This is a genomic window from Paenibacillus sp. Z3-2, from assembly GCF_054161325.1.
In genome coordinates this window covers 4,737,189-4,763,007 of the sequence record NZ_CP096397.1, presented here as the reverse complement: position 1 = coordinate 4,763,007, position 25,819 = coordinate 4,737,189, and the positions used below count along the sequence as shown (strand labels likewise).

Here is a 25,819-nt window from a genome sequence, read left to right as displayed (position 1 = left end):
CTACATTCCTTCCTTCCGTAATTGTTTAATCATTTCAATGATATCCTCGGTTGTCAGTTCAAGTTTGTCGGCTTCACAAATAAGATTGGACAGGAGTTCCTTGTAAAAACGATTTCTTCGCTGATTCTGGATTTTTTGTTTGGCATCGGATGAGACATACATGCCAATCCCTCTTTTTTTATACAAAATCCCTTCATTTACGAGCAGACCGATCCCCTTCACAACAGTCGCCGGATTGACTTGAAACAGCTGAGAAAACTGAGAAACGGTAAGAATTTGCTCGTCCTCTCGGTAAGTTCCGTTGAGGATATCGTCCTCAATGATATCCGCTACTTGTTGAAAAATAGGCTGCTTTTCGTCGAAAGTGACGCTCATTACCTCACCACCGTAGTTTGTTACACATCTAGCAGGAAAACATAACGTATATTCTAAAATTTGTCAATAACCAATCATTTTGAAGTGGGCGGGTTATTTTTTTACATGAAGTACAGATATTGACAGTTGAATGCAATTAACTATAGTATGTTACTTGAGTGACATACCAACATACTTAGAAATATACTTCCAGAAGGAGCACTCCTGAAGTATGACAAATAGATAGCGGGGAGCTAGAACTTATGAAAACATTGATCGAATTTAAAAACGTAACGAAAGAGTACAACATAGGCGAAGTGCCGATCAAGGCGCTGAACGGCATTAACTTTTCCATCAACGAGGGGGAATTCGTTGTTGTTCTTGGTGCAAGCGGCGCTGGTAAAAGCACGATTCTGAATATACTTGGTGGTATGGATACGGCTACAACGGGTACAGTGACTGTTGGCGGTAAGGATATTACTAGCTTTAACGAAAAGAAGCTTACGGGGTATCGCGCCGAGAAGGTAGGCTTTGTTTTTCAATTCTATAACTTAATCCCCAATTTGAATGCTTTAGAAAACGTAGAATTCGCCACTGAAGTATGTAAAAACCATCTGGATGCCAAAGAGATATTAAATAAAGTCGGGTTAAAGAACCGGATGAAAAACTTCCCTTCACAGCTCTCCGGAGGGGAACAGCAGCGAGTTGCTATAGCACGCGCCGTTGCAAAGAACCCTTTGCTATTGCTCTGCGATGAGCCTACTGGTGCGTTGGATTATGTGACCGGTAAGTCCGTTTTGAAACTTCTTCAGGACCTGAATACGGAAATGAGAAAGTGTGTTGTGCTGGTCACACATAACTCCGCGATTGTCCCGATGGCAGATAAAATCATTCGGGTGAAAAGCGGAAAAATCGATAGCGTAACGATCAACGAGCACAAACAAAGCGTTGAAAGGATTGAGTGGTGATGAAATTATTCAAAAAATTGTTAAAGGATATCAAGCAATCGATGGGTCAATTTCTTGCCTTTGTATTGGTTATCACTATTGGCGCTTTTTTCTACGCGGGGCTGGTTACGTTAAGTGATAATCTCAGTGCTTATACGAAGGAATACTTTCATACGCATAATTTAAGCGACTTGAATGTCTACTACGACCAAATTTCCAAGCAGAACATGTTGAAGTTGGGTGAAATCGAAGGGATAAACAAGATCGAAGGGCGATACACCTTCAATGCGATGCAATCTTTTGACAATACGAAGGCGACCTTAAATATCCATTCGATCCCAGTCGACAATATCATTAATACGCCTACCTTGATTGAGGGCAACACTCCGTCTCGAAAGGATCAAATCTTGCTTGACTCCCATTATGCCAGGGAACATCAGTACAGAGTAGGGGATCAAATAATGTTAAGCATCAATGACGTGGAGGTTGCATTCACCATTAGCGGTTTGGGCGAAAATGTGGAATATGCTAAAAAGAACGAAACCCAGAATCATAAAACTTCCGGATTCGCATATGTGGCTGAAGCAGGTGTTCCTCGAATCGCCGGTAGTCTTTACTATAATGAAGTGTTGATCGATGCGGAAGAAGGGTACGATATAGATTGGTTAGGGCAGAACGTTGAGGCGCAATCCCAAAAACTATCTTATGTAAGTCAAATCAGCAAAGAGCGAACATTCAATTATACGCAGCTACAACAAACAGTCTATAACAATAAATTGATGAGCAAAGTTATTCCGCTGGTTCTCTTTATAATCGAAGCGATCATTCTCTTTCTCACTATGTCTCGGATCATCGATTCCCAAAGGAACCAAGTAGGAATTATGAAGGCGTTAGGAGTGAAGAACAGCAGCATCATGCTCCATTACATGGGGTTCCCGGTGCTTGTCAGCATCATAGGTTCCCTTATTGGTTGCATCGTTGCTGTAATTATATTCATTCCAATGATTGAGGCGTCGAATGCTAGATCCTACTCGCTGCCGAGCATTAACTTCTCCCTATCTTCTTTCTCGATCCTCACGCCTATCCTGTTCTCGAGCGCATTCGGCATGCTGGCTTGTTACTTGAGCGGTATAGGTATTCTGCGGGAACACGCAGCGCAGGCGATGAGGCCTAAACCGCCAAAGAAGATGAAGAAGCTGCTCATTGAACAGTTTTCGGGAGTCTGGAAACGCATTTCCTACAGTAATAAGCTCATTTTGAGAAACATTTTTCTTAATAAGCAAAAGGCGATAGCGAGTTCTGTTGGTGTTGTGGTGAGCACGGTGTTATTAATCACTGCTTTCGGGACTCAAACGTCCTTACAAAGGGTAGCTGACCAGATCGAAGAGGTAAATACTTATGATCTGAAGGTCGAATACACAAGAGGTACAGAGTTAGAGAAGGTGGAGCTACCCACCGGCATTGAAAGCAGCTATTTGCTATCGGCCTTTCCCGTGGAATTCGTCAAAGGCGCTGAACAAGAGAAAGCTACATTGAGCGTTACGGAGAAGGACAACACGCTTATTCAATTTTTCAACGAGCACGACAATCCGATGACACTTATGGACAGCGGCGTGCTGGTACCCAAATCGTATGCGGATCACTATAAGATTGAGATAGGGGATACGATTCAAATTCAATTCACTGATCCGTCGTTTGAGAATAAGAAGGTCGATATGAAGGTTACTCAAATATCTAATCAGTATTCGAGTCCGTCGTTCTTTTGCTCGATAGCGTATCTTGAGAGTGTTGGCATCGACTACAACCCAACCTCGATTCTAGTGAAAGCCAGTAGCGCTGCAGACCTTACTAAGGTCCGACAGTTTTTCGAACAAGACAATCAGGTAGATACAATCGCGGATAAAGATGATTTGAAAGAATCTGCACAATTTATTCTGAAGCAAAATAGTTTTATCTTCATCATTTTTATCATTAGTGCCATCATTCTTTCGTTTGGTGCCATCTACACGATATCCTCCATTAACATCTACGAAAGGAATCGCGAGCTGGCTACTCTTAAGGTATTGGGTTATCAAAAAAACAAAATAAATCGACTTATCTTCTCTGAGAACATGATACTTACCACCTTTGCGGTCATTATAGCACTGCCGATCAGCGGCTACATGTATTCCGTTATTATTGAAGCGTTGTCGAGTACCCATCAACAAATCCCAGATCAGATAAATATATTTGTTATGCTGGTATCAGTCATCCTAGCCTTTTTGCTTACTGCGCTCTCTAACTTACTGCTCCGGAGAAAGGTATCCCGAATTAATATGATTGAATCGTTAAAAAGTATAGAATGAATCGAATAGGATGTGGCTAACAGGTAGGATAGATCAATAAATAATTGAGATGGAGAATCTCTTGCTGACATAATCAGTAAGGGATTCTATTGTAGCTTCTATAATAACAATTCAAGATATGTATACCCACAAGAATCTACGTCAATGAATAGTTCAATATGTATAGATCTGAACCTACTTGACCAAGAGCACAGATGATGGCCTCACACCAATTTGCCAAGGTGCCATAACTAGTTGCGGTGCCACTTACGGTTACACTGTCCAAAGCGTCTGCCCCAATATTTCCGACCCAAACTCCTAAGCTAGTGTAGGGTGGAGATACAGTGAATGGTATTCCGGCTTAGAGCATTTTTGACTTTCGGGCCCAAAAAATACACCACCAAGGATTTAAAGCTCCATGGTGATGTATCCAAACTTTACAGACTGTTACTTATCTCTCGGTTTTCTATTCTTCCCCAGTAGCCACCGGATTCTCCTCATAACTGATCCAGTCGCTCCAGCTCCCGGAATACAACTTCACATTCGAGAATCCCGCTTCTTCCAGTGCAATCACGTTCGGGCAAGCTGATACGCCGGAGCCGCAATACACGATAATCGCACCATCCTTGTCCAGCTTACTAAAACGCTCTTCTAACACCCCAGTACCTGTCCAACGTCCATCCCAATCCAACACATCTTTCCAAAAATAATTCACCGCACCCGGAATATGTCCGGCCTTGGCATCAATGGGTTCCTCCAGACCCGCGTAGCGGCGGGCATCGCGAGAATCTATTAACACAGCACTGCCACTTGCCGAAGCCTTCTGAACATCCTCAACACTTGCCAACATGCCCGGCTGCACATTCACCTCAAAAGAAGCCGGGATCTGAACTGGCACATCCACGGTCACCGGGAATTTGGCGTTTTTCCAAGCGGAGAAACCTTCGTCCATGATATACACCTGCTCATGACCGATGTAGCGAAGCAACCACCATAACCGAGAAGCATTCATGCCGCCTTGGTCATCGTAGGCAATAATGCGAGCATTGGAGCCAATGCCAGCTTTGGAGAGACGACTTGCTAGCACAACCGGATCAGGAAGCGGATGACGTCCTCCGTGTGCAGAGACAGGAGCGGACAGATCTTTTTCCAAATCGAGATAGACAGCACCTGGGATATGTCCAGCTTCATAGGCTTGCCTTCCAGCCTCCGGCTGACCGAGCAAGAATCGGCAATCTGCAATGACGACATCCGGTTCATACATTCTGGCGAGCAGCCAGCGCATGGATACAATATTTTTCATGAAAATACACCGCCTTATGAGAGTGGTAGAGTCGTATATAACTATAGATTAAGAAAAAATACGTTATACCGTTGTAGGTTCAATAGGCCCTTTTCCCGTAACCGAAGCTTCTGTTGAAGCCATTTGAGGTTTGGTTTTACCATATCGAATGAAGATCCATACCCCGAATATAATGACGACGCCGGCAGACATCTGTAATGCACTGAGGGATTCGCTGAGCAGCATCCAGGCCAGCAAAGAGGAGAAAACGGGTTCCCCAAGTACGCCCATCGATACCGTCGTGGCATTCATATATTGAAGCAGCCAGTTGAAGAGATAATGTCCGAAGATCGTTGGCACAATGGCGAGTAGCAGGAAGATTCCCCACTCCGAAGCAGCGTAACCCCCGAACGGATGGCCCATGACCAGATTATATACCGCCAACGTACAAGCAGCGACGAAGAATACCCAGAAGTTATACGAAAATGCACTAAGCCCCGCACGCAAAAATTGACCCAGCAGCATATGAACGGCGACTGCGATTGTACCAAGCAAAGACAGAACATCACCTTGCAGAGCAGTACCCGCTAACTGGAAATCTCCTGCACCAATGACGATCGACCCAAGCAGGGCAATTCCCATGCCGATGATCATCATGCGATTAATTTTGGCTTTGAACAGCCATACCGAACCCGCGAGAATCAATATAGGCTCCAGCGCGAAAATGACTGTGGAACTGGCAACACTGGTGAGTCGCAGCGAACCCATCCAGAGTAGAAAATGAAGAGCCAGCATCACACCGGATGCAAGCAGCAAGCCCCACTGCCGTAAGCTCAGACGCATCATCTCGTGTCTGTACTTCCAGACAAAAGGGAGCATCAGCAGATTGGTCAGAAACAGACGGTACATCGCAATGACCGCAACATCTGCAGTAGAACAACGTACAAAGATCGAAGAGAAAGAAATGGCGATAATGCCGACAAAGAATAGCAGATAAATGGATCTGCCGGCACGGTTCAAGCTTGTCATGGGTGTAGCTCCTTCTTGAAGTCTGATGGCGTAAATCACTTCATTATACAGGAGAAGGTAACTGCAGGAAAGATAAAGAGAACGAAGAGATAAGCAGATTGTAACCGGGCTTGTAACTATTCTGTCATTCTCCCGAACCATTTTTCTATTAATCTTCTATATAGAGACATGAAACGAGATAATACACCAATAATCGGGAAAAATTGAAAGTAAGGAAGTGGCCTGGCAGTGAGAGTTCAACAAGAGAGAGCGGGAGAACGTGGCAGTATTCCGCCCAGCACAAGTCGCACGAAAACACATAAACGAAGAAAAATCCGGTATGGAAGGCTGAGCATAGCTCTAATGCTCCTGGTACTGTTCGTTACCGGTATTACATATGTATTCCTTGGAATGACGCATTGGATCAAAAGCGTTGCGGCGCCGCCTCCGATTACTGTAATAGAACAGCCCGCCAAGCTTGGCATGATACAAGTTACTCCGGATGCGAAAGAGGAACCGGCGCGGTTCCAGGGTCAGGTTCGCAAATTGGCATACATAACGTTTGATGATGGGCCAACAGAATATACGGAACAACTGCTGGATATATTGAAGCAGCATGAGGCGAAGGCTACCTTTTTCATGATCGGACGCCAGTTGAATCAGCATCCAGAAGCAGTGAAACGGCTGTTGAAGGAAGGAAGTTATCCTGGGCTCCACAGCATGACACATAACTATAAAAAGCTGTATAAGAGCGGCAGCTCTGCAAACTTTGTGAAAGAGTTCAAGAAAGAGCAGAAGATGGTGCAGGACCTGATTGGTTTTACACCTCATCTGATTCGTGCACCCTATGGAAGCAGCCCGCAGATTGGAGAAAAATTCAGGGGTGATATTGCTGCAGCCGGCTTCAAACTGTGGGACTGGACGACAGATTCACTTGATTGGAATCTACCCGGTCAACCGGATAAGATTGTGGCGCGGGTGAGCAAAAGTGTACATCGGGATAAGGAAGTGATTCTGATGCACGAGCGCGAGCAGACCGTTGAGGCTCTGCCACGTATTCTGAAACTGCTTGAAGATCGGGGTTACGAGTTCGAAGTATACGATCCGGATGCACACTGGGTAGCCAATTTTAGCGGAGATAGCCGCTTGTAATATAACAACAAGATGATGATGCAAGAGAGGAAGGACTTGGGTGCTAACGAGTAAAAAAGTGGCGCTTGCGGCAGTCAGCGTATTGCTAATTCTGCTGGCAAGTGGTTGTGGAGAGCCGCAGGAGCCTGCGGCAAATCAGGTGAATCAATTGGTGCTCAGCGGACAGGAGATTGATCAGAGTTTGAAGGCTCTGGCCAGTCATGAGCAGGAAGACATGAAGTTATACAAGTCCATTCTAGAAAAAGGCAAGAACAAAAACAGTGATCTTGAAGCACTGCTGGATCAGGCAGAAAATTACATTCATGAACGAAGAACGTTGTTGAAGCAGGCCGAAGGGGTCATGAAACAGACCAGCGAGCAGATGGTAACTCTGCGCAATTCACTGAAAGACCTATCATTTGAAAACGAGGAAACATTGGCCCAGGCTGGGAAGGTGCTGGATCAATATGAAGCAAGAGCACGTGCTTTTGACAATTTCGCAGCTTCGTATCAGCTGAGTCTGGATGCCGATGAGCAGTTATATGGCCTGATGAGGGGAACTGTAGAACCTAATCTGGTTAAGATCAAGCGAGCCATTCGAGTACGGAATAGTGAATATGCGCAGCTTGCTGAATTCCGTAAGCAATTCAACCTGCAGACCAAAGCATTTAACGGAGCCAATGCGAAACTGGTACAGATGGATCAGGCCAGTTAGGTAGAGGACTACAGTAATCGTTCAGACATTTTGCATGATTGAGCTGTCTTTCTCCCGTGTAAGTACTAGTATACAGCCAAGCCAATGAATAAAAAGCAACATGGACAAGCATCATTGCGTATAAGCTAACGGAGGTGTTCATATGCGAAAAGGAAATACAATGAAAGTTAGTACATCACTACTGGTTTTACTTATGGGATTCTCGCTTGTGGCCTGTGGGAACAGTAGTCCTGCTGCACAACCACCTGTCAATAATACGGAAGAACAGTCCCCAGCACCGGTGCAAAAGCCGGATGAAAGTGCTGCAATAGAAGCGGAAGGTATTCTCACTGGATGGGCTGATCCGCACACCGTCGAGATTCGAGTGAATGAAAAACCGATGTCTTTCCAGGTGGGCGAAGATCTGCAGAAGTCACTGGATGATATCGATGACGAAGATTCCGTGCGTTTCAAATATGTAGAGAAAACCATTGATGCAACGACGAAACAGTTGATACTTACAGAGATTGCAAAGATTGAATCAAATGATGATAACAAGGGCTCCAGTGCAGGCGGTGCTGTAACGTCCGATCGCCCGAAGACGTCAGAGCTGGAAGTATCGGTAGAAGGAATGACCGAGAAGCGCCCAGTGACATTGGCACAAGCGAAAGGTTATTCACTTTATATCTTTGAACCGATGGCTTTTGACGCGGAAGATCATGAATTAACAATGAAGATTGATCCGGCTTATGAGGTAGAGATTGAGAAACTGCCTGCGGACTTCAATCTGGATATGCTGAAGATGGATGCCAAGGAAGAGTTGTCCGAGACCGGAGAAGTGAAGCAGTTAACGACTGAACAACTCAGTAACGGCCCGATGAAGGATGCAAGATTGTACATGATGTCCCAGAATGATAAGAAAACAGAGTATTATATTGTCAAAGAATTGGACGGTAATGGTTTCATTTTCCACATCCAAGCACCCATTGGTGAACCTTCTGAAGGTTTCCTGCCGATGGCATACGCATCCCTCAATTCCATCATGAATGAGTAGAAAAGGGATGGGCCACGCGGCTAAACCGAACGGCTCAGTGAATTATAACGATCATTTAAAACAGCGTGTCTCCTTGAGAGAGGAGATACGCTGTTTTATTGATGTTGCTATCCTATGAATGTACATTGCCATGCAAAGACAAAGAGCCGGAAGGAGCGATGCTGACGCATAGGTTCCTCCCGGCTTCTTGGCCGTACTTCTATTCAGTTTGCGGGATCGAACCAATGACCCTGATCCATTACTCAGGTTAGTATAGTCGATTCCTTGCGCCCTCGGAGTTCTTGATAGCGGGCAATCACATTCTGATGAACGGGATGTTCGTCGGGAATTCCCATGCGTTCACGGATAAAGGCGGAGACGCCATCTTCGCGAATCATGTGTTGTAGCTTCATGGCTTCCTCGTCGTGTTCGTCATTGAACAGCATTGCGGCCGCCATGGCAGAAGTTAAATGGGGAATTTCAATTCCGAATTCACTGGCCTGCAGCGCTGGGCGAACAAGCCGGTCATGAGGCGAAAGCTTGCGAAGGGGGGAACGTCCGACCCGGGTAACCTGATCTGTCAGGTTAGGATTGGCGAAGCGCTCCAGGATGGTATCGATATATTTGTTATGCTTCTGTACGTTGAATCCGTGCTTCTGGATGAGCATCTGACCCGTCTCTTCCATAACATGGCGGATCTTGGCCCGAAGGGTGGAGTTACTCATGACCTGTCGAATAGTCTTGAATCCTTCGAGATAGCCGAAGTATGCGGCGACACAGTGGCCTGTATTTACCGTAAACATTTTACGCTCAATATAAGGCTCGAGGGAATCCACATAATGGACACCATCAATTTCCTTGTAACCATCCAGAAAGGCAGGACGATGAACGACCCATTCATAAAAAGGTTCAACAGTGACCTGCAGCGGGTCCTTGTGGTTTTGAGCCGGAACAATCCGGTCCACTGCTGCATTGGGGAAAGAAATATAACGTTCGGCTTTTTTACGAGTAGGTTCATCCAAGAATGGATAGATGCGTTTCTTCAGCCTGGTGCTGCCACCGATGGCATTCTCGCAAGCGATAATATGCAGTGGAGCCTGATTATTGTTTTTCATGCGAAGTTGAATGCCTTTGGCGATAGGCTCGGCGATATCTCCGAGTGCAGATACGCCCACGGCGGTTGTGATCAGATCGGCTGAAGCGATCTCTTCAGCAACCAGATTCTGCTCACTTACATTGATAGCCGTCACGTTGTTAACAATCGTTGTATCCTGATCGCTATTGGCGAGTGTAATGGGATATTCCTGTCTCTCTTGAAGCAAGGAGATTTTCTTCGGGTTACGTGCGACAAAGCAGACTTCGTAGTCGGAAGCGGACAACATATGACCGATAAAACCGCGGCCTATATTGCCCGCACCAAAATGTACAGCTTTCATGTATGAACTCCCCCTTTAAGGATTGAATCGCGAAATTCGTGCAGACCTTAGACGGTAGTGACGAGTGGCTTCGAAATCAAATCATTAAATGTAAGGTCAGTCAAGCAAGACAGCCGTTGGTGAGGCATGTCGAATTCCAATGTTCCTGTAATGGTATTCGAGATGACTACGCAGTGTATACCAGCCGCAGCAGCTGCACGCGCGCCGTTAGGTGAATCCTCAATCGCTACGGCTTCGTCTGCAGTTACTCCAAGGGCTTCAAGCGCTTGATTGTAGAGTTCCGGGTCAGGCTTCACGTTCGCAACATCATCTGCCGTACGGATAACTTCAAAATAATCTTTCAGTTTCAGTTGTTCCAGATGCTGTTCTACCCACTCTCGTTTGGAGCTGGATGCTACAGCAAGTTTTAGTCCAGCTTTACGCGCTTCATCAAGATAGTTCTGAATACCCGGACGAATCACCTCTTTGTTCATCAATGCAGCGTGCTGCAACTGAACGGATTCCCTGAACGCTTCCCGATCGATCGGAAGATTCAAATCTGTGATGAGGTACTCATACGGATTAAATGTTTTCAGACTGGTACCGATGCATTGTGAATACATCTCCAGGGTTAAATCCACGCCGTGTTCCTTGTAAGCATCACGAAAAGCAATATACCATGCTGTTTCTGTATCAATAATCGTTCCGTCGAAATCAAACACCAGTGCCTTAATCATAAATTTGTTCCTCCTGTTTCAGAATTAGTTTGGGGATAAAACAAAATGAAAATTTTCTGCAAATTCATTCCCGTATATTCATTAACCTGCGGGATATTAGTTGACGCAATAAACAGAAAGTGAATACTAATTCGGGAAAAAATATGCGTTGAAGCTAATAAAACCGTAACATAGGACAAACTGAAGGGTCAAGCGCGTCATGATAGTTTACATTGAAAATTTTCACATGCATGACGTACTTTCTGAAAATGACGGATGTTGCAAACCGTTAAGCCCTTTACATGTAAGCGGTGTACTGAATAAACTGTTTTTTCAGGATAATAAAATAAAACTTTTTTTATGAAAATTGGATGTTCTGACCGTTCAACAGCTTTCGACACTTTTATAATAGAAGAAACCGTGCCATGCGCTTTTGTTTTTATTAGCTTTACGCATGATCAGACCATGTGGGAAAATGGAGTAAAAGGTTTTGAAAATCAATGAAAAAAGGAGGGATGTCGTCATGCTTCAAAGGGATCGTTTCGATGGATGTTTGATCGGGCTTGCAGTGGGTGATGCGCTGGGAACTACTGTAGAATTCAGTAGCCCAGGAACGTTTGAACCTGTTACCGATATCGTGGGAGGCGGTGTATTCGGGCTGGAAGCAGGACAGTGGACCGATGATACATCCATGGCTCTGTGTCTGGCAGAAAGTTTGGTGCGCAAGGCAGACTTTGATCCTGCGGATCAGATGCGCAGATACACCAATTGGTATAAGGTCGGGTATATGAGCAGCACAGGCGATTGCTTCGACATCGGCGGGGCTACACGAAGTGCCTTGGAGAGGTTTGGCTTAACCGGAGAAGCCTATAGCGGGTCAACCGACCCGATGACGGCGGGCAATGGATCTATTATGAGGATTGCTCCTGTCGCGATGGCTTATGCCAATCGTCCCCAAGAGGCAGTTCATTATGCCGGGCTTAGCTCCCGAACAACACATGCCGCAACGGAAAGTGTGGAGGCCTGTGAAGTGCTGGTCGCTATACTTGTTGCTGGCCTAAGCGGAGCGGACAAGAGCGTCATGCTGATGCCGGAGACATGCCGACAGTGGAGGGAAGATCCTACTTTTTCACCCGCAATTGAAGAGGTTGTCATGGGTTCGTATCAGAGCAAAGAGCCGCCCGAAATTAAGGGCAGTGGCTATGTGGTTCGTTCACTTGAAGCCGCATTATGGGCTTTCCATAAGTCCTCAAGCTTCGAGGAAGGCGCGTTGTTAGCTGTTAATCTGGGTGATGACGCGGACACCACGGGAGCGGTATATGGACAAATCGCAGGTGCTTATTATGGACTCAGCGGCATTCCGGCACACTGGCGGGACAAGCTGGCCATGCGTGAAACGTTCGATCAACTAACCGATGCATTGTGGTTGAAAGTGACAGGAAATCGTTGATAAAGAGACAGAGGAGAAGAGAACATCTATGAGCAGGGTAGAACACACAACAGCATCAAAATCTTCGCAGTCCGGTAAACGAGGGGCGTTTCCATTATCCCTGTTTTGCCTGACGATTGGGGCTTTTGCGATTGGTATGACTGAGTTTATTATTATGGGCTTACTGCCCAATGTAGCGACAGATCTGAATGTAAGTATTCCACAGGCGGGACAGCTCATTACGGGATATGCGCTTGGTGTAGCGGTAGGCGCGCCGATACTAACCGTGTTCACGCACAAGATTCCGCAGAAAAAACTGCTGGTGCTGCTGATGTGCATTTTCATTATCGGTAACGCCTTGTCTGTCATTGCTCCCACCTATGGACTGCTGATCTCGGCACGAATTCTGACGGCATTTGCCCATGGTACGTTCCTAGGTGTAGGTTCGATCATGGCAACACGACTCGTTGCACCCGAGAGAAGGGCAGGAGCGGTATCGGTTGTTCTCGCAGGGCTCACGATTGCCAACATTATTGGCGTTCCGTTTGGTACATTTATCGGGCAACAGCTTGGATGGCGGTCGTCCTTCGGGGCAATCACCATTCTAGGCATTATCTCGTTGATTGGCATCATTCGTTTCATTCCCGTTATCCCGCAAGGCGCACCAGCGAACCTAGGGCAGCAGTTCCGAAATCTGGTTCGTCCACAGGTATTATTGGTTCTACTCATTGGCGCGTTGGGCTGTGGAAGTCTGTTCGCCGTATTCACTTACATTACGCCGATGCTTGTAGACATTAGTGGTTTTGCCGAGCAGAATGTGACCTGGATTCTGGTGCTGTTCGGTTTCGGTGTGACACTTGGCAACATGGTTGGCGGTCGTCTGGCAGACTGGAAGCTGATGCCTTCCTTGATCATCAACTTCGGCATCCTGGCCGTTCTTCTAGCTGCACTTACGCTTACGCTGGACAATCCTTATCTCGCGGTAATCACCATATTCTTCTGGGGTGTTGCGGCTTTTGGCATTATGCCAGGATTGCAGATTCGAATCATGAATATGACCCGGGAAGCACCGCTGCTGGCAACGACTTCAAGTCACTCCGCGTTTAACCTGGGTAATGCAGGAGGAGCCTATCTGGGCGGGTATGCAATTACCCATACGGGACTTATATCCGTACCTTTGTATGCAGCAGTTATTGCTGCTTTGGGGTTACTGGGATTGCTCGTCAGTTTGATGATGGACCGTAAACAGCGTTTGCCGGAGATTCCGAACGTTGTGGAGCCAGTATCGGTGAACTAGAACATGGCATGTGAAGCCTTTGCTCCTGCATCGACATGTGGGAGTGAAGGTTTTTTTCTAATATCGATTAGTGGGAGAGAATGTTATGTTTTATTATAGAGGTGCGTTCCGGGAAACGGACAATTTCATCTACTTCAAAAGCGATGCTCCATTAGCGGAGAATGATGTCGTTATATTTGGCGAGAAAACATATTTTATTCAAAGTGTAGAGAAAGAATATCTCCTTCTTCAGAAGGTGGGCTCGATTGTTTCCGTAAGTGTATGAGAATGCACTTACAACGTGTGAGCCCCCGATTTTTTGAAACAAATACGTATGGTACAATAAGAGCAAGATGAAAATGGATGGTGATGATTATGACGAATCGTATTCAAGATCTGCAAAAGCTTATTAAACTTACAGGAGAACGTGCCAAATTGGATGCAAAAGCGAATGGAACATACATTGTGTATCAAGGGGATAACGGGAAAATTGTCAGGGAGTATGCAAACGGCATAATCGAAGTAGTTGAAAATACAGGGATCATTCATGACTAAAGCTAATTCGATCATGTATGTGTTTGCAGGTAATAATGGCAGTGGAAAAAGTACCATTCGAAATATGATTGTAGACAAGCTCGGCATTAGCGTCAATATTGACCCCGATTCCTTGGCGCGTAGGATTGATCCAGTTGATCCAGATCGACGTAAGATATCAGCGGGTAAAGAAGCGATTAAACTTGCGAGGGAATGCATTCATTATCAACGTGATTTCTCCATTGAAACGACTTTGGCTGGAGGCAATGTGATACGACTCATGAAGGCTGCCAAAGCGAGTGGGTTTGAGGTAACTATGTTTTATGTGGGGCTGAATGATGTTCTTCTCAATATTGAGCGTGTCGCTGGTCGAGTTCGAAATGGCGGACATCATATTCCGACAGAAGACATCGTTCGAAGACAAACGACATCTATAAAAAACCTGTTGGCTAATCTTCATCTTATAGATGATTTGGTTGTCATTGATAATAGTCAAGCTTCCGGTGAAATTGTAATGCAGGCCGAGAAGTATATTCTGACATATCAAGTGGAAACCTTTCCTGATTGGGTGTTACCGATTGTTGGGGAGCTAGATGGCCTGAAATAAAGCCGATAAACGATTGTCTTCAGAATGTCGTACAATATTATTGAGAAGTGAATGCTTAAAGGCAATCTCTACCGCTTCTGTGTGTGTATGAAATCTTCGCAAGAACATCCTCTTTTTCAAGTGTACGTGCACTTCTGGGCCCCTGCCTACATACAATAGATCGACCCTGTTCCCCCACGTGCTCAGGCCAGATCGTTGTAAAACTGCAGGAGGTGTCATCTGTGCCCGGATTGTTTACCGCTATTGCTCTATTCATTAAGGAGTTAACGTTACTCGTCTCGTATGTCAAAAATAATGCGTTCCCCCAGCCCCTGGCTGAGGATGATGAAGCCAAACATTTACGCCTTATGGCTGAAGGCAATGCTCACTCCCGCAATCTGCTCATTGAACACAATCTGCGCCTCGTCGCGCATATCGTCAAGAAGTTCGACAATACGGGTGAAGATCAGGAAGATCTGATCTCCATCGGAACCATTGGTTTGATCAAAGCCATCGAAAGTTTTCAACAAGGCAAAGGAACCAAACTTGCCACATTTGCAGCGAGATGTATTGAAAACGAGATACTTATGCATCTGCGTTCCCTGAAGAAAACACGCAAAGACGTATCCCTGCATGATCCCATCGGAACCGATAAAGAAGGCAACGAAATTACATTGATCGATATCCTCGGAACAGAAGCCGACGACGTTGTAGATAAAGTGCAGCTCAAGATCGAAAAAAGCAAAATTTATCGCAATCTCGATATTCTTGATGATCGGGAGAAGGAAGTTGTGGTTGGTCGATTTGGTCTGGAAGCGGGCGGGGAAGAGCGTACCCAGCGCGAGATTGCCAAGGAACTTGGAATTTCACGCTCTTATGTATCGCGAATTGAGAAGCGGGCGTTAATGAAGCTGTATCATGAGTTCTACAAGCAAAAATAATAGCTTATCAGACCAGGAGGGCGCCTTGCACAAAGGTGCCTTCTTTGCTGTGCAAAAAAATATATAAAAGAGGGATATGTATTCTGGGCAGATTATTATATGATGAATAATAATATTTTGCATCGTAGAGAGCATGTGCAGAAAGAGAGTGGTGGTTTATCATGCAGCAAGAAACGTTAACAAGGGGATTAAAGAACAGGCATGTGCAGCTGATGGCCATTGGAGGGGCGATCGGAACAGGTCTGTTTCTCGGAGCAGGCAAAACGATCCAACTGACAGGGCCATCCATCTTGCTGGCCTATATCATCACGGGTGTTGTATTGTTCCTGATCATGCGTGCATTGGGTGAACTGCTGCTTAGCAACTTAAAGTATCATTCCTTTGTCGATTTCGTGCGCGATTACCTGGGAAATATGGCGACATTTATTACAGGCTGGACATACTGGTTCTGCTGGATTTCCATTGCTATGGCTGACATTACCGCCGTTGGATTGTATACGCAGTTTTGGTTTCCGAATGTACCTCAGTGGATGCCGGGGTTAATTGCGTTGGTCATATTGCTAATCATGAACTTGGCGACGGTCAAGCTGTTCGGTGAAATGGAATTCTGGTTTGCCCTAATTAAAGTCGTGGCCATTTTGGCACTCATTGTTGTTGGTTTATATATGATAATTAAAGGTTTTACAACCGATCAGGGTCCAGCTAGTTTCAGCAATCTCTGGAGTCATGGGGGATGGTTCCCGAATGGACTGCATGGATTCATCATATCATTCCAGATGGTGGTATTCGCCTTTGTAGGCATGGAACTGGTGGGGCTGACAGCGGGGGAAACCGAGAACCCGGAGAAAGTTATTCCGAGAGCGATTAATCAGATTCCGATCCGGGTACTGCTCTTCTATGTTGGCGCATTGCTGATTATTATGAGCATTTACCCGTGGAACGCCATTGTGCCTACGGAAAGTCCGTTTGTACAGGTGTTTGCTGCTGTAGGTATTGCGGCCGCTGCAGGGATTGTGAATTTCGTTGTGTTAACATCAGCGGCTTCGGCGTGTAACAGTGCCATTTTCAGTACAAGCCGTATGGTGTTCTCCATGGCAAAAGATCACAACGCGCCTGAGTCGTTTGCACGACTGAACAAGCGAAAAGTCCCTTCCAATGCGCTGTATTTCTCTACAATCGTTATTCTGATCGCGATTGTACTGAACTATGTGATGCCGGAGGGCGTATTTACACTGATCACGAGCGTGTCGACTGTATGCTTCATCTTTGTCTGGGGCATCATGGTGATCTGTCATCTCAGATATCGTCGTACTCAGCCGGAACTGGCGAGTCGCAGTCGCTTTAAGTTGCCACTATATCCGTTCTCAAACTATTTAATTTTGGCTTTTCTGGCGTTTGTGCTGGTAGTATTGGCATTGGCTGAGGACACGCGAGTGGCGCTATTTGTCACGCCGGTGTGGTTTATTCTTGTTGCGGGGATCTACCTTTTTAAAAAGAGAAATTTGAGTAATAACAGACAGTAGATCTTACCATCGTTGCAAAATAAAGCCGCCCAATGATATTGGGCGGTTATTCGTATTTAAATTCTTGCAGCCTCTTTGCCTTCACGAATGCTCGCATAGATGGCATCACAGATATCGGTGGTATACTGGCCCGACATCCCTTCAAGTGCCGTGTTGGTGAATGCTGCAACACTAAGTTCTTCTTTTGGATCAACAAACCAGGAATGACCGTAGGTTCCACCCATTCGCCACGTACCCGCTGATTCCGGTGTACCGGCTGCGACAGGATCTTTAAGTACTGTAAAACCAAGGCCAAACCCTCTGCCTGGCCAATATGGCATCACGAGATCACCGATTTGATTGGTAGACATCTCAGCGGCAACGGCTTCTGTAAGGAGAGGCTGTCCTCCTTGTCGCAATGCTTCAAGTAAAGTAAGAAAATCTCCGGTACTTCCAACCATACCCGCTCCGCCCGATAAGTAAGCAGAAGTATGATTCGCACGATTGGGTGCCAGTCGGAAGCCAGCAGTACCCTCAATAAAAGGAATCTGCTCCAACTCGTTATAAAGGAGACGCGGTTCTTCAGAACCATCAGCGTATGCGGCTGTCAATCGATCCGAATCCACCGCAATAAAATCAGTGTCGGTCATGTGGAGTGGATGAGTAACCAGCGTTTGAACAGCTTCTCGTAGTGACATCCCAGTTACCTTTTCGATAACGGCACCAAGTACATCTGTCGCAATGGAATATCTCCACATGTTTCCTGGCTCATACAGAAGAGGAGCAGAAGCCAGCCTTTGCAGATTCTCCTCCAGACTAATTCCAGACCAATCCATTCCGTCCGATACTCCTGCAAGCTCATAGGTTCCCTGGTCTTCTTGGAAGAAACGGTATGTTAAGCCTGCGGTGTGCGTCATCAACTGATGTACTGATATTGAAGCGTCCTGACCATTGGCAAGTTTGGGCCGGAATGCAGGAAGCCAGCGGGTCACAAGATCATGCAGACTCAGCTTTCCTTGTGAGATTAATGCCAGAGCTGCTGTCGATACAATAGGTTTGGTTACGGAAGCAAGTCGAAACAGAGCGTTTTCCGACATGGTGCGCTTTTGCTCCCTGTCTGCGAAACCAGCAGCCCGGCTGTATACCAGTTCCCCTCCTAATGCAACCTGTACAACTGTTCCTACGATTCTTTTTTCGCTTAGGGCGCGATCAATAGCTTCATCCACATAAGTATGCAATGTCGTCATGTCTTCTTTTCCTATGTTTATCTTCCTCTCACCAACTGATGTATTTGATTTCTCGTGTTAACTGTGTTTATTATATAAATGATTGATCTTGTATTACATGGTTTGTTAAAGGCATTATAATGAATTAACGAATATACTTAAGGTAATTTCTGAATATATCTTATGTAATTAAAGGAGTGGATTATATGGATGAAATAGATCAGCATATCCTGTTTCACTTGGAGAATCAGGCGAGATTATCCATGACCGAACTAGGCAAACTGGTGGGGTTATCTCAGCCCGCCGTTACTGAACGAGTCAAACGAATGGAAGAAAAGGGAATCATCGAGGAATATCGAACCGTGATCTCCCCCTCCAAATTGGGCAAGCAGAGCACAGCCTATGTACTTTTTCGTACCCGGGATTGTTATCCTTTCCTGGATTTCTGCCGTGCGTCACCTGAAGTTGTGGAATGTTATCGGATAAGCGGGGAATACAATTACTTGCTGAAAATCCTCACAGACACCATTCAAGGACTCGAGGAATTTGAGAACAAGTGTGATCCGTACGGCACTTACATGACTTTAATCACCATGTCTTCTCCAATTGCACATAAGAATCTCGTGGAAGGACCAAATTTGCTGGCACAGGCAGAATAAGATTCTGGTCTTTATAATGAAAAACAGAAGAGGAGTGCACATCAAGTGCACTCCTCTTTCTTCTGCTGTAACACATGCAACATGTCTTCCTGTTAATTTGCTCTGGTAAATCCATATTTATAAGCACGCATAGCTACAAGCAACGCAGGAATGAGCAAGATAAACAGCGCCCCAGAAAGGTATCCTGCTCCAAATACTTCAAGAAGGATGCCCCCGATGATGCCTCCTCCGCCAATCGCCAGGTTCCATGCTGTAACCAGCATCGATTGGGCGACATCTGTGCTTTTGCCTCCGGCTTGAGCGATGGCAGTTTGTAACAGTGTCGCGGCTCCGCCAAACGTAAGTCCCCAGATCATGACGGCAAGAATAATAATGACAGGTTGATGAGTACCGATTCCCATCACGACAGAGGCCAGAGCGAATGATGCCAGGCTGATGATAACCAATCTCCTCAAAAACCGGTCAATGAGCATTCCGGTTAACCAAATCCCCACAATGGAAGTAATACCGAAAATGAGCAAAATCAAGTCTACTCTGTTAGCAAATACGGTCTGGGTAAGGTAGGGAGAAATATAGGTGTAAAGGATATTATGGGCAAGCATCCAGGCCAGAACAACAAACAGAATGGGCCTAACTCCCGGAATTAAAAACACCTTATGCAGCGGAAGACGTTCCCCAGCGGGCTCTCCGGCAAAATCCGGCATTTTCCAGAGAACCCATACGATTAAAGCTACGGTCAGAAGAGATACTATCCCGAAGATGAGGCGCCAGCCGATATAAGAACTAAGAAAACTACCGATTGGGACACCCAGGGCTAGTGCTACGGGGGTGCCGACCATAGCCACAGCCATGGCTTTACCTTTTAACGAGTCGGGGACCATTCGACGTGCATAACCTGCTGTCATTCCCCATAACACACCCGCAGAGACCCCGGCCATGAAACGAGCGGCAAGTGTCAGGATATAATCCGAAGATAAGGCGGTAACGGTGTTAAAGACAAGAAAACCGCTAATGCATACCAGCAGAAGAGGCCGGCGTCTCCATCCGCGTGTAGCAGCAGTCAAGGGAATGGCAGCAACAAGTGATCCAATGGCATAAAGAGTCACCAACTGTCCGGTAAGAGCCTCTGTGATCCCCAAGTCTTTTGCAATTTGCGGTAGCAGTCCCGCAGGCAGACTTTCAGTGAGGATGCAAATGAATCCCGCCATGGCTAATGCAAGAAGCCCAGCCCACGGAAGGCGTTTTGAAGATATGGAAGGAAGCTCCCTTTGGTTTGGGAGGGTTGTGTGAGCGGTCATGAACAAAACCTCATTTCTTATATTTTAATCCTATCCAGAACTATGCATATAAGCTTATCTGAAAAAATCAAACTTTTGCATACAGGATTAAAGGTAAGAAGGAGGTTTTAGCATGATATTTAATTTATTTATTGAGTTTATTTGTTAATTCAAAGGAATGTTGTCTGTGTAACCATTCAAGGGTGATATCGACAGCTTCCATGTACCGTTGGCCTACCAGTATGCCCGTATGGGTCGTATCCCACAGTCCGGCATATTCAGCATCCAGCTGCTTGGCAGTTAATTTGCCTCTCAGATCTTCGTCTTCGCAGGATACAGCCTTGATCACCAAGCTGGGGCAATGGATCAGGTCGCCATTAATGGATACACCGCCATCTGCTCCAAACATAACGGAAAAGGTGCTAAATGCTTTCGAAGACTCCATCTGAAGATATTTACGCTGAAATGCAATGTCATCTGCCGTCTCATCTATACTGGTCAGTTCATCACGGACAGGTGCAGGAATGATGATCCCAGGTGTGATACGATCGCTTTCCGGGTAGGGTATTAACCCATGAACTTCCTTGCTCAGACTGCTGTCAATTACAATCAGGCTTGCCAGAGTAGCGGTTTCTGCAATCTTTTGACTGAGAATCCCACCCATGCTAAAGCCGATAAGAACGGGAGATTCGTTGAACTCAGCTAACACTTCACGAATATCCTCCAAATAATCGTCAAACGTAATCTTTGTCATGTCCATGACCCGACTCTTGTAATGACTTCTCAAGTTCATGACATAACAGGTCCAACCGTGCTGGGCAAAGTGGGGGATGTATTTGCTCCACATCCAGCTGCCTGTGTATGCACCATGAACAAACAGGAGTGGTGGCTTCTTGGTCTCTGTTTCTTCGTCATGAGGTGGGGTTCCTTCGAAAATTTCCAAGTGTAAATCATGTTCTCCGATCTTCTTCACCTCATGTTCAGGTAACAATTGGATGTAGTCCGTCATACCCAAAACCTCCTCTAATATATTGGTTTGATGTCAAACTATTTCTCAAAAAAAAATTAGAAGTTACCATGAATTTTCATTAAAATTCGAAGCAGTTCTTTTTTCTCCGCTTCCGTAACGTCCGCATAAAATGTGTCTAGCACGCGCTGCGATATATCTTCGAAGATCGGTTTTAAATCTTCGCCTTTTGCAGTCAAAGCCACATGAACAACTCGCGAATCTGTTGCATCACGCTCCTTGTCGACGTATCCTGTCCGCACCAATTTGTCCACAAGTGCGGTCACCGTGGATTTATCCTTGCCAATTTTTTTGGCGATCTCGGCCATGGTCATCCTGTGATTGTTATACAGGGCATAGATAATATCCCCATGGGACGTAGCGAGTTCCTGGATTCCCTGCTCAGCCATCTCGGTCAGGATGAAGCGGTTGGCCTTCTCTTTAATTTTGGATATGAGTGAAATAGCGTCTCTTGTTTTCATATGTGTAATATAGTTTGTTATCAAACTAATGTCAAGCCTTGTTCCGTGACGATCTGCCCAAGTTGTGCAATATCGCTGTACAGGCTATCGAGTGTGCCTTTGTGATTCGTCGTTTGCAGGAACGTACGTATATTCATGTCATTCAATCCATCGACGGTACCCACGCCCCAGTCTGCATCAGCGAACAGGTCGCCCCGTCCGAGTACCAGATCCGGACTTGCACCTACAACCAGCTCTTTACCTACATGAAATTCTCAATCGTGAGCGGGTACGTTGTTTTATTTGTATTCTCAGGCAGGAACAGCTGCTTATGGATGTGAATTTCATTGCACGATGAACCTCTTTTCTATGTGTTTTTTAATTGACAAAGATAATCATTCTCAATTATAATCCGAGAAAACACATTGTAAATAGCTAAATTCAATTTATTTTACATTTTACGCGAATTAATGGGGGAAGAGATGGCACAGACAGTTCAGGTTCAGACACATCGTATGGGGAAAAGAGAGTCTCTGGTTCATAGTAAAGCCGGGTTTACTTTACTGATTGCAGCTTTAATCATTATTACGATTATTTCTGTAGGGATCGCGGTTTCGATTGGACAGGTCCGTATTCCGCTTGCGGAGTCATATCGTATTCTTTTAACCAAATTAACGGGATTTCAGTGGGGGGCAACACCAATTGAGGCAGGCTCCTTTACCGATATTATCTGGCAGATTCGTTTTCCACGTGTGCTGATGGCGATGTTTATCGGTGCAGGGTTGGCCTTGTGCGGTGCTGTTATGCAGGCTGCTGTGCAGAATCCGCTAGCTGATCCTTACATACTGGGTATATCCTCAGGCGCATCACTCGGAGCTACTTTTGCAATTCTCATTGGCTTCGGTGCGATTGGCTGGCTGGGTCAGACCGGTGTGGCTTTCTGGGCATTTGCCGGGGCGATGGGAGCTTCTTTGCTGGTACTCACCCTTGCGGGGATTCGGGGGAAAATGACGTCGGTCAAGCTGGTGCTTGCCGGAATGGTCATTAATGCGCTGTGCAGTGCCTTCTCCAATTTTATTATTTACTTTGCCAACAACGCCGAAGGCATCAAAACGGTGACGTTCTGGACCATGGGTAGCCTGGCGGCTTCCGGATGGAACAAACTTCCGCTGGTTGGTATCGTCGTGTTAGTGGCGATTCTATTCTTCCTGTTGCAGTCGAGAGTTCTCAATACGATGTTATTGGGGGATGAAGCAGCGGTTACGCTGGGCATTAATTTGAGTGTGTATCGCAGGCTGTACATGCTGTTAACGGCTTTGGTCACAGGCGTCATGGTGGCAAGCTGTGGCATGATTGGTTTTGTCGGATTGATCATTCCGCATATTGTGAGAGGTCTGGTGGGTTCGGACCATCGTAAAGTGATGCCTGTATCCGTGGTGTTCGGAGCCATTTTCCTCATCTGGACAGACGTGATCGCACGATCCCTCATATCCAGCGTGGAGTTGCCGATCGGTATCATTACGGCCATGATTGGCGCGCCGATGTTTATGTATATGCTGGTCAAAAAAGGCTACGGCTTTGGAGGAAATTAAACATGAAGCTGAACGTAGAAAATGTATCCATTTCTGTACTGAACACGGAGATCATCAAGGACATTTCTTTACAAGTGAACGACAAACAATTCGTTGGGCTGATCGGGCCGAATGGTTGTGGCAAATCAACGCTGCTCAAGAGCATCTATAAAGTGATCAAACCGCAGCAAGGCAAGGTTTTTCTGGATAATACAGATATCCTCAAATCCAGCCCGAAGGTCGTTTCCAGACATATGGGCGTTGTCGGTCAGTTTAATGAATTGAGTTTTGATTTTACGGTGCGTGAGATGGTCATGGCGGGTCGTACTCCACACAAAAAAATGCTGGAGACGGATAATGAACGGGATCACGAAATCGTGGAGCAAGCTCTGGAAAAAGTACATCTGACTGGACATGCAGACCGCAATTACGTGTCCCTGTCTGGTGGAGAGAAACAGCGTGTGGTATTGGCGCGTGTCCTGGCACAGCAACCTGAATTCCTGATTCTGGACGAGCCAACGAACCATTTGGACATCAAATACCAACTTCAGATTCTGAATATTGTCCGTGGACTGGGCATTGGTATACTTGCAGCGCTTCATGATCTCGAACTCGCCGCAGAATATTGCGATTATCTCTATGTGGTGAAAAAGGGCCAGATTGTTGTACATGGCAAACCGGCTGATATTCTGACTCGTGAGATGATAGGTGAGGTATTCGATGTAGATTGTGAAATCTATAAGAACCCGGTAACGGGTGGATTGGGCATCGCATACCTTAGCACACGGTAATTAGGACCGTACCTTGTTTAGAGCACTGTTGATAAGTGCTTACAGGTGCGGTCTTTTGTTTTTTTGTTTTTTTTGTAGTGTGAGGACGTAGCTATTGAAGTTTCGGATCGACGGGCTGAACATGAGCACCTTTGCTGACTTCTTCGAAAATATCTGAGGAGTTTTCGCTTGAAGACTTGCTGCTGTTGTGTTTAGATTGTTCTCTCGTTGCTGAACTACTACCTGTAATCGTATAGCTCCGCAGGATCTCCTCGAGCTCTCCGATCGTCACGGGGCGCGCATGTCGTTTCAGTACATAACCTAGCTGGCCATTAGGCTCCACTGTTGCAATCTCCAGATCGTCCACACTCGTAATACCTTCCTTCCTCAGGTGCATCTCGAGCTGGTCCATCGTGTAACGCATACGTTTCAGATTCGGGATAATGACCTTCCCGTCCTCTACCACGATTTTGGAACTGCCACTCATTAGCCGTTCAAAAAAATTAAATTTCAATTGCAGTTGTTCCACTACAAGCAATGTCGCGATAAATACCGATGCTGATCCAATCGCTTTACCAAGCTCATGATTTGCGATGGGCTGCACAATCGTTGTTCCGATGGAGATCATGATGACCGTTGTAACCACACTCATCTGGGAGATTGACTTGCGTCCTGCAATTCGCAGCAGGATCATGCCGACAAGTACAAGTAAAACAGATTTCCATATCCAATCCATAAGTTTGTATTCCTTTCTATTCCAGTTTGCTCTTTGCTTCTTAGGCTGTTCTGGAGATGAGGGAATTATGCAGTTGGCTGAATCCATAGCTTTCATTCCGCCTACCGGATCGTATACAATAGGGTATTGATGAAGTGAACAAAGGAGCGGGTCAGAGTGGCGAAACAGAAATACTATGTTGTCTGGGAAGGTAAGAAGCCAGGCGTGTATAGCACATGGGCAGATTGCAAAGCGCAAACGGATCATTATACTGGAGCAAAATATAAATCCTATGAGTCCAAAGCGGCCGCTGAAGAGGCGTATCGCGCCGGATGGAAAGGGAACTGGGGTTCAAGTGCCGGCGGCAGTGGATCGAAGACGAAATCGGCTACCAGCGGAAGAAGCGCAGGTATGGAAACGTCGGAGGAAGTGGATTATGACAGCATCTCTGTTGATGTGGGTACACGCGGTAACCCTGGACCTGTAGAATACAAAGGGGTGGACACCCGCACAGGTGAGATTATTTTCTCCGTTGGACCAATCTCCAAAGGCACGAACAATCTGGGCGAATTTTTGGCCATTGTACATGCCCTCGCACATCTGAAGAAAGAAGGCAGTACCAAAACGGTGTATACCGACTCGGTCAATGCCATGAAATGGCTGAAGCAGAAAAAAGTAGCTACGACATTAGCACGGGACAACTCCACGGAAGAGATCTGGCTGATGATTGACCGGGCGGAGCAGTGGCTCCAGACCAATACGTATAGCAATAAAGTGTTAAAATGGCAGACAAAGCAGTGGGGCGAAATCAAGGCGGATTACGGACGCAAATAAGCTCGTTAAGAAAGGTGGCTCTAATATTTATTTTGTAAGAATAAACATTTACAATTTCCAGTTTCCATTCTATAATCAGTTCAATACGATATGTTACACACGGAGGAGCCTGCCATCAGCGGGCTTTT

Annotated in this window: 26 protein-coding genes; 16 read left to right on the top strand and 10 right to left on the bottom strand. The window is 45.9% G+C overall.

What is annotated here, in order from left to right; all coding sequences use genetic code 11:
* Window positions 1–375, bottom strand: a complete 375-nt coding sequence (locus M1D71_RS21305; protein ID WP_458123549.1) for a GntR family transcriptional regulator — start codon at window positions 373–375, stop codon at window positions 1–3.
* Between the two features lie 242 nt (window positions 376–617).
* On the opposite strand from M1D71_RS21305, the gene M1D71_RS21300 reads away from it, so the two are divergent.
* Window positions 618–1,322, top strand: coding sequence for an ABC transporter ATP-binding protein (locus M1D71_RS21300; RefSeq protein WP_458123548.1), 705 nt, complete (start codon window positions 618–620; stop codon window positions 1,320–1,322).
* Window positions 1,322–3,646, top strand: coding sequence for an ABC transporter permease (locus M1D71_RS21295; protein WP_458123547.1), 2,325 nt, complete (start codon window positions 1,322–1,324; stop codon window positions 3,644–3,646). Before M1D71_RS21300 ends, M1D71_RS21295 begins: the two co-directional genes overlap by 1 nt.
* A gap of 445 nt (window positions 3,647–4,091) precedes the next feature.
* On the opposite strand, the gene M1D71_RS21290 is transcribed toward M1D71_RS21295, so the two are convergent.
* Together M1D71_RS21290 and M1D71_RS21285 are read right to left on the bottom strand one after the other, a co-directional pair.
* Complete coding sequence (locus M1D71_RS21290; RefSeq protein WP_458123546.1) at window positions 4,092–4,928, bottom strand: sulfurtransferase; 837 nt, start codon at window positions 4,926–4,928, stop codon at window positions 4,092–4,094.
* Window positions 4,929–4,991: 63 nt separating this feature from the next.
* Window positions 4,992–5,936: a DMT family transporter gene (locus tag M1D71_RS21285; RefSeq protein ID WP_458123545.1), complete on the bottom strand. Its 945-nt coding sequence runs from the start codon at window positions 5,934–5,936 to the stop codon at window positions 4,992–4,994.
* 228 nt (window positions 5,937–6,164) lie between these two features.
* Between M1D71_RS21285 and M1D71_RS21280 the strand changes: the two genes are divergently transcribed.
* The 3 genes from M1D71_RS21280 to M1D71_RS21270 all read left to right on the top strand — a co-directional run bounded on the left by M1D71_RS21280 (window position 6,165) and on the right by M1D71_RS21270 (window position 8,794).
* The gene (locus M1D71_RS21280) at window positions 6,165–7,067 is read left to right on the top strand and encodes a polysaccharide deacetylase family protein (protein ID WP_458123544.1); all 903 of its coding nucleotides are present in this window, start codon (window positions 6,165–6,167) and stop codon (window positions 7,065–7,067) included.
* A gap of 40 nt (window positions 7,068–7,107) precedes the next feature.
* Window positions 7,108–7,761 carry a YkyA family protein gene (locus M1D71_RS21275; protein ID WP_458123543.1) on the top strand — a complete coding sequence of 218 codons (654 nt, stop codon included), beginning with the start codon at window positions 7,108–7,110 and terminating at the stop codon, window positions 7,759–7,761.
* A gap of 142 nt (window positions 7,762–7,903) precedes the next feature.
* Window positions 7,904–8,794 (top strand): hypothetical protein, encoded by an 891-nt coding sequence (locus tag M1D71_RS21270; RefSeq protein ID WP_458123542.1) that lies wholly within the window; start codon window positions 7,904–7,906, stop codon window positions 8,792–8,794.
* A 242-nt stretch (window positions 8,795–9,036) separates the two neighbouring features.
* Here the strand turns inward: M1D71_RS21270 and M1D71_RS21265 are convergent, their stop codons facing one another.
* Both M1D71_RS21265 and M1D71_RS21260 read right to left on the bottom strand, forming a co-directional pair.
* On the bottom strand, window positions 9,037–10,209 hold the full coding sequence (locus M1D71_RS21265; RefSeq protein WP_458123541.1) for a mannitol-1-phosphate 5-dehydrogenase: 1,173 nt from the start codon (window positions 10,207–10,209) through the stop codon (window positions 9,037–9,039).
* A gap of 47 nt (window positions 10,210–10,256) precedes the next feature.
* Window positions 10,257–10,925 (bottom strand): HAD family hydrolase, encoded by a 669-nt coding sequence (locus tag M1D71_RS21260; protein WP_458123540.1) that lies wholly within the window; start codon window positions 10,923–10,925, stop codon window positions 10,257–10,259.
* A gap of 502 nt (window positions 10,926–11,427) precedes the next feature.
* Between M1D71_RS21260 and M1D71_RS21255 the strand changes: the two genes are divergently transcribed.
* The 7 genes from M1D71_RS21255 to M1D71_RS21225 all read left to right on the top strand — a co-directional run bounded on the left by M1D71_RS21255 (window position 11,428) and on the right by M1D71_RS21225 (window position 17,193).
* Window positions 11,428–12,354, top strand: coding sequence for an ADP-ribosylglycohydrolase family protein (locus M1D71_RS21255; protein WP_458123539.1), 927 nt, complete (start codon window positions 11,428–11,430; stop codon window positions 12,352–12,354).
* Between the two features lie 28 nt (window positions 12,355–12,382).
* Window positions 12,383–13,630, top strand: a complete 1,248-nt coding sequence (locus tag M1D71_RS21250) for an MFS transporter (RefSeq protein ID WP_458123538.1) — start codon at window positions 12,383–12,385, stop codon at window positions 13,628–13,630.
* An 85-nt stretch (window positions 13,631–13,715) separates the two neighbouring features.
* Entirely contained in the window at window positions 13,716–13,895 is a 180-nt protein-coding gene (locus M1D71_RS21245; protein ID WP_458123537.1) for a hypothetical protein, read from the top strand.
* Between the two features lie 89 nt (window positions 13,896–13,984).
* The gene (locus M1D71_RS21240; RefSeq protein ID WP_458123536.1) at window positions 13,985–14,164 is read left to right on the top strand and encodes a hypothetical protein; all 180 of its coding nucleotides are present in this window, start codon (window positions 13,985–13,987) and stop codon (window positions 14,162–14,164) included.
* Entirely contained in the window at window positions 14,157–14,750 is a 594-nt protein-coding gene (locus M1D71_RS21235; protein WP_458123535.1) for a zeta toxin family protein, read from the top strand. Before M1D71_RS21240 ends, M1D71_RS21235 begins: the two co-directional genes overlap by 8 nt.
* Before the next feature lie 221 nt (window positions 14,751–14,971).
* Window positions 14,972–15,670: an RNA polymerase sporulation sigma factor SigK gene (gene sigK / locus M1D71_RS21230; RefSeq protein ID WP_145323447.1), complete on the top strand. Its 699-nt coding sequence runs from the start codon at window positions 14,972–14,974 to the stop codon at window positions 15,668–15,670.
* A gap of 161 nt (window positions 15,671–15,831) precedes the next feature.
* Window positions 15,832–17,193: an amino acid permease gene (locus M1D71_RS21225; protein WP_458123534.1), complete on the top strand. Its 1,362-nt coding sequence runs from the start codon at window positions 15,832–15,834 to the stop codon at window positions 17,191–17,193.
* 56 nt (window positions 17,194–17,249) lie between these two features.
* On the opposite strand, the gene M1D71_RS21220 is transcribed toward M1D71_RS21225, so the two are convergent.
* Window positions 17,250–18,419 (bottom strand): serine hydrolase domain-containing protein, encoded by a 1,170-nt coding sequence (locus M1D71_RS21220; protein ID WP_458123533.1) that lies wholly within the window; start codon window positions 18,417–18,419, stop codon window positions 17,250–17,252.
* A gap of 185 nt (window positions 18,420–18,604) precedes the next feature.
* Here M1D71_RS21220 and M1D71_RS21215 point away from each other — a divergent pair, with 185 nt between their 5' ends.
* On the top strand, window positions 18,605–19,057 hold the full coding sequence (locus M1D71_RS21215) for an Lrp/AsnC family transcriptional regulator (protein WP_145323415.1): 453 nt from the start codon (window positions 18,605–18,607) through the stop codon (window positions 19,055–19,057).
* A gap of 92 nt (window positions 19,058–19,149) precedes the next feature.
* On the opposite strand, the gene M1D71_RS21210 is transcribed toward M1D71_RS21215, so the two are convergent.
* The 3 genes from M1D71_RS21210 to M1D71_RS21200 form a co-directional block, all read right to left on the bottom strand.
* Entirely contained in the window at window positions 19,150–20,355 is a 1,206-nt protein-coding gene (locus M1D71_RS21210) for an MFS transporter (RefSeq protein WP_458123532.1), read from the bottom strand.
* Between the two features lie 124 nt (window positions 20,356–20,479).
* Window positions 20,480–21,343, bottom strand: coding sequence for an alpha/beta hydrolase (locus tag M1D71_RS21205; protein WP_458123531.1), 864 nt, complete (start codon window positions 21,341–21,343; stop codon window positions 20,480–20,482).
* Window positions 21,344–21,399: 56 nt separating this feature from the next.
* On the bottom strand, window positions 21,400–21,846 hold the full coding sequence (locus M1D71_RS21200; RefSeq protein ID WP_458123530.1) for a MarR family winged helix-turn-helix transcriptional regulator: 447 nt from the start codon (window positions 21,844–21,846) through the stop codon (window positions 21,400–21,402).
* 470 nt (window positions 21,847–22,316) lie between these two features.
* Here M1D71_RS21200 and M1D71_RS21195 point away from each other — a divergent pair, with 470 nt between their 5' ends.
* Both M1D71_RS21195 and M1D71_RS21190 read left to right on the top strand, forming a co-directional pair.
* Window positions 22,317–23,393, top strand: coding sequence for a FecCD family ABC transporter permease (locus tag M1D71_RS21195; protein WP_458127319.1), 1,077 nt, complete (start codon window positions 22,317–22,319; stop codon window positions 23,391–23,393).
* Between the two features lie 2 nt (window positions 23,394–23,395).
* Window positions 23,396–24,163 carry an ABC transporter ATP-binding protein gene (locus M1D71_RS21190; protein ID WP_458123529.1) on the top strand — a complete coding sequence of 256 codons (768 nt, stop codon included), beginning with the start codon at window positions 23,396–23,398 and terminating at the stop codon, window positions 24,161–24,163.
* A 91-nt stretch (window positions 24,164–24,254) separates the two neighbouring features.
* Here M1D71_RS21190 and M1D71_RS21185 read toward each other — a convergent pair whose 3' ends face one another.
* Window positions 24,255–24,878, bottom strand: coding sequence for a DUF421 domain-containing protein (locus M1D71_RS21185; RefSeq protein ID WP_458123528.1), 624 nt, complete (start codon window positions 24,876–24,878; stop codon window positions 24,255–24,257).
* 156 nt (window positions 24,879–25,034) lie between these two features.
* Here M1D71_RS21185 and rnhA point away from each other — a divergent pair, with 156 nt between their 5' ends.
* Window positions 25,035–25,691 (top strand): ribonuclease H, encoded by a 657-nt coding sequence (gene rnhA / locus M1D71_RS21180; protein ID WP_458123527.1) that lies wholly within the window; start codon window positions 25,035–25,037, stop codon window positions 25,689–25,691.
* Window positions 25,692–25,819: the final 128 nt, after the last annotated feature.

Bases quoted from the DNA above. Each gene is read 5' to 3' on its own strand.
- M1D71_RS21205 (WP_458123531.1), bottom strand. From the start codon at position 21,343: ATGACGGACTACATCCAATTGTTACCTGAACATGAGGTGAAGAAGATC.
- M1D71_RS21270 (WP_458123542.1), top strand. From the start codon at position 7,904: ATGCGAAAAGGAAATACAATGAAAGTTAGTACATCACTACTGGTTTTA.
- M1D71_RS21185 (WP_458123528.1), bottom strand. From the start codon at position 24,878: ATGGATTGGATATGGAAATCTGTTTTACTTGTACTTGTCGGCATGATC.
- M1D71_RS21260 (WP_458123540.1), bottom strand. From the start codon at position 10,925: ATGATTAAGGCACTGGTGTTTGATTTCGACGGAACGATTATTGATACA.
- M1D71_RS21225 (WP_458123534.1), top strand. From the start codon at position 15,832: ATGCAGCAAGAAACGTTAACAAGGGGATTAAAGAACAGGCATGTGCAG.
- M1D71_RS21235 (WP_458123535.1), top strand. From the start codon at position 14,157: ATGACTAAAGCTAATTCGATCATGTATGTGTTTGCAGGTAATAATGGC.
- M1D71_RS21210 (WP_458123532.1), bottom strand. From the start codon at position 20,355: ATGACCGCTCACACAACCCTCCCAAACCAAAGGGAGCTTCCTTCCATA.
- M1D71_RS21255 (WP_458123539.1), top strand. From the start codon at position 11,428: ATGCTTCAAAGGGATCGTTTCGATGGATGTTTGATCGGGCTTGCAGTG.
- M1D71_RS21195 (WP_458127319.1), top strand. From the start codon at position 22,317: ATGGGGAAAAGAGAGTCTCTGGTTCATAGTAAAGCCGGGTTTACTTTA.
- M1D71_RS21290 (WP_458123546.1), bottom strand. From the start codon at position 4,928: ATGAAAAATATTGTATCCATGCGCTGGCTGCTCGCCAGAATGTATGAA.
- M1D71_RS21220 (WP_458123533.1), bottom strand. From the start codon at position 18,419: ATGACGACATTGCATACTTATGTGGATGAAGCTATTGATCGCGCCCTA.
- M1D71_RS21285 (WP_458123545.1), bottom strand. From the start codon at position 5,936: ATGACAAGCTTGAACCGTGCCGGCAGATCCATTTATCTGCTATTCTTT.
- M1D71_RS21265 (WP_458123541.1), bottom strand. From the start codon at position 10,209: ATGAAAGCTGTACATTTTGGTGCGGGCAATATAGGCCGCGGTTTTATC.
- M1D71_RS21190 (WP_458123529.1), top strand. From the start codon at position 23,396: ATGAAGCTGAACGTAGAAAATGTATCCATTTCTGTACTGAACACGGAG.
- M1D71_RS21300 (WP_458123548.1), top strand. From the start codon at position 618: ATGAAAACATTGATCGAATTTAAAAACGTAACGAAAGAGTACAACATA.
- M1D71_RS21215 (WP_145323415.1), top strand. From the start codon at position 18,605: ATGGATGAAATAGATCAGCATATCCTGTTTCACTTGGAGAATCAGGCG.
- M1D71_RS21245 (WP_458123537.1), top strand. From the start codon at position 13,716: ATGTTTTATTATAGAGGTGCGTTCCGGGAAACGGACAATTTCATCTAC.
- M1D71_RS21250 (WP_458123538.1), top strand. From the start codon at position 12,383: ATGAGCAGGGTAGAACACACAACAGCATCAAAATCTTCGCAGTCCGGT.
- M1D71_RS21305 (WP_458123549.1), bottom strand. From the start codon at position 375: ATGAGCGTCACTTTCGACGAAAAGCAGCCTATTTTTCAACAAGTAGCG.
- M1D71_RS21295 (WP_458123547.1), top strand. From the start codon at position 1,322: ATGAAATTATTCAAAAAATTGTTAAAGGATATCAAGCAATCGATGGGT.
- M1D71_RS21240 (WP_458123536.1), top strand. From the start codon at position 13,985: ATGACGAATCGTATTCAAGATCTGCAAAAGCTTATTAAACTTACAGGA.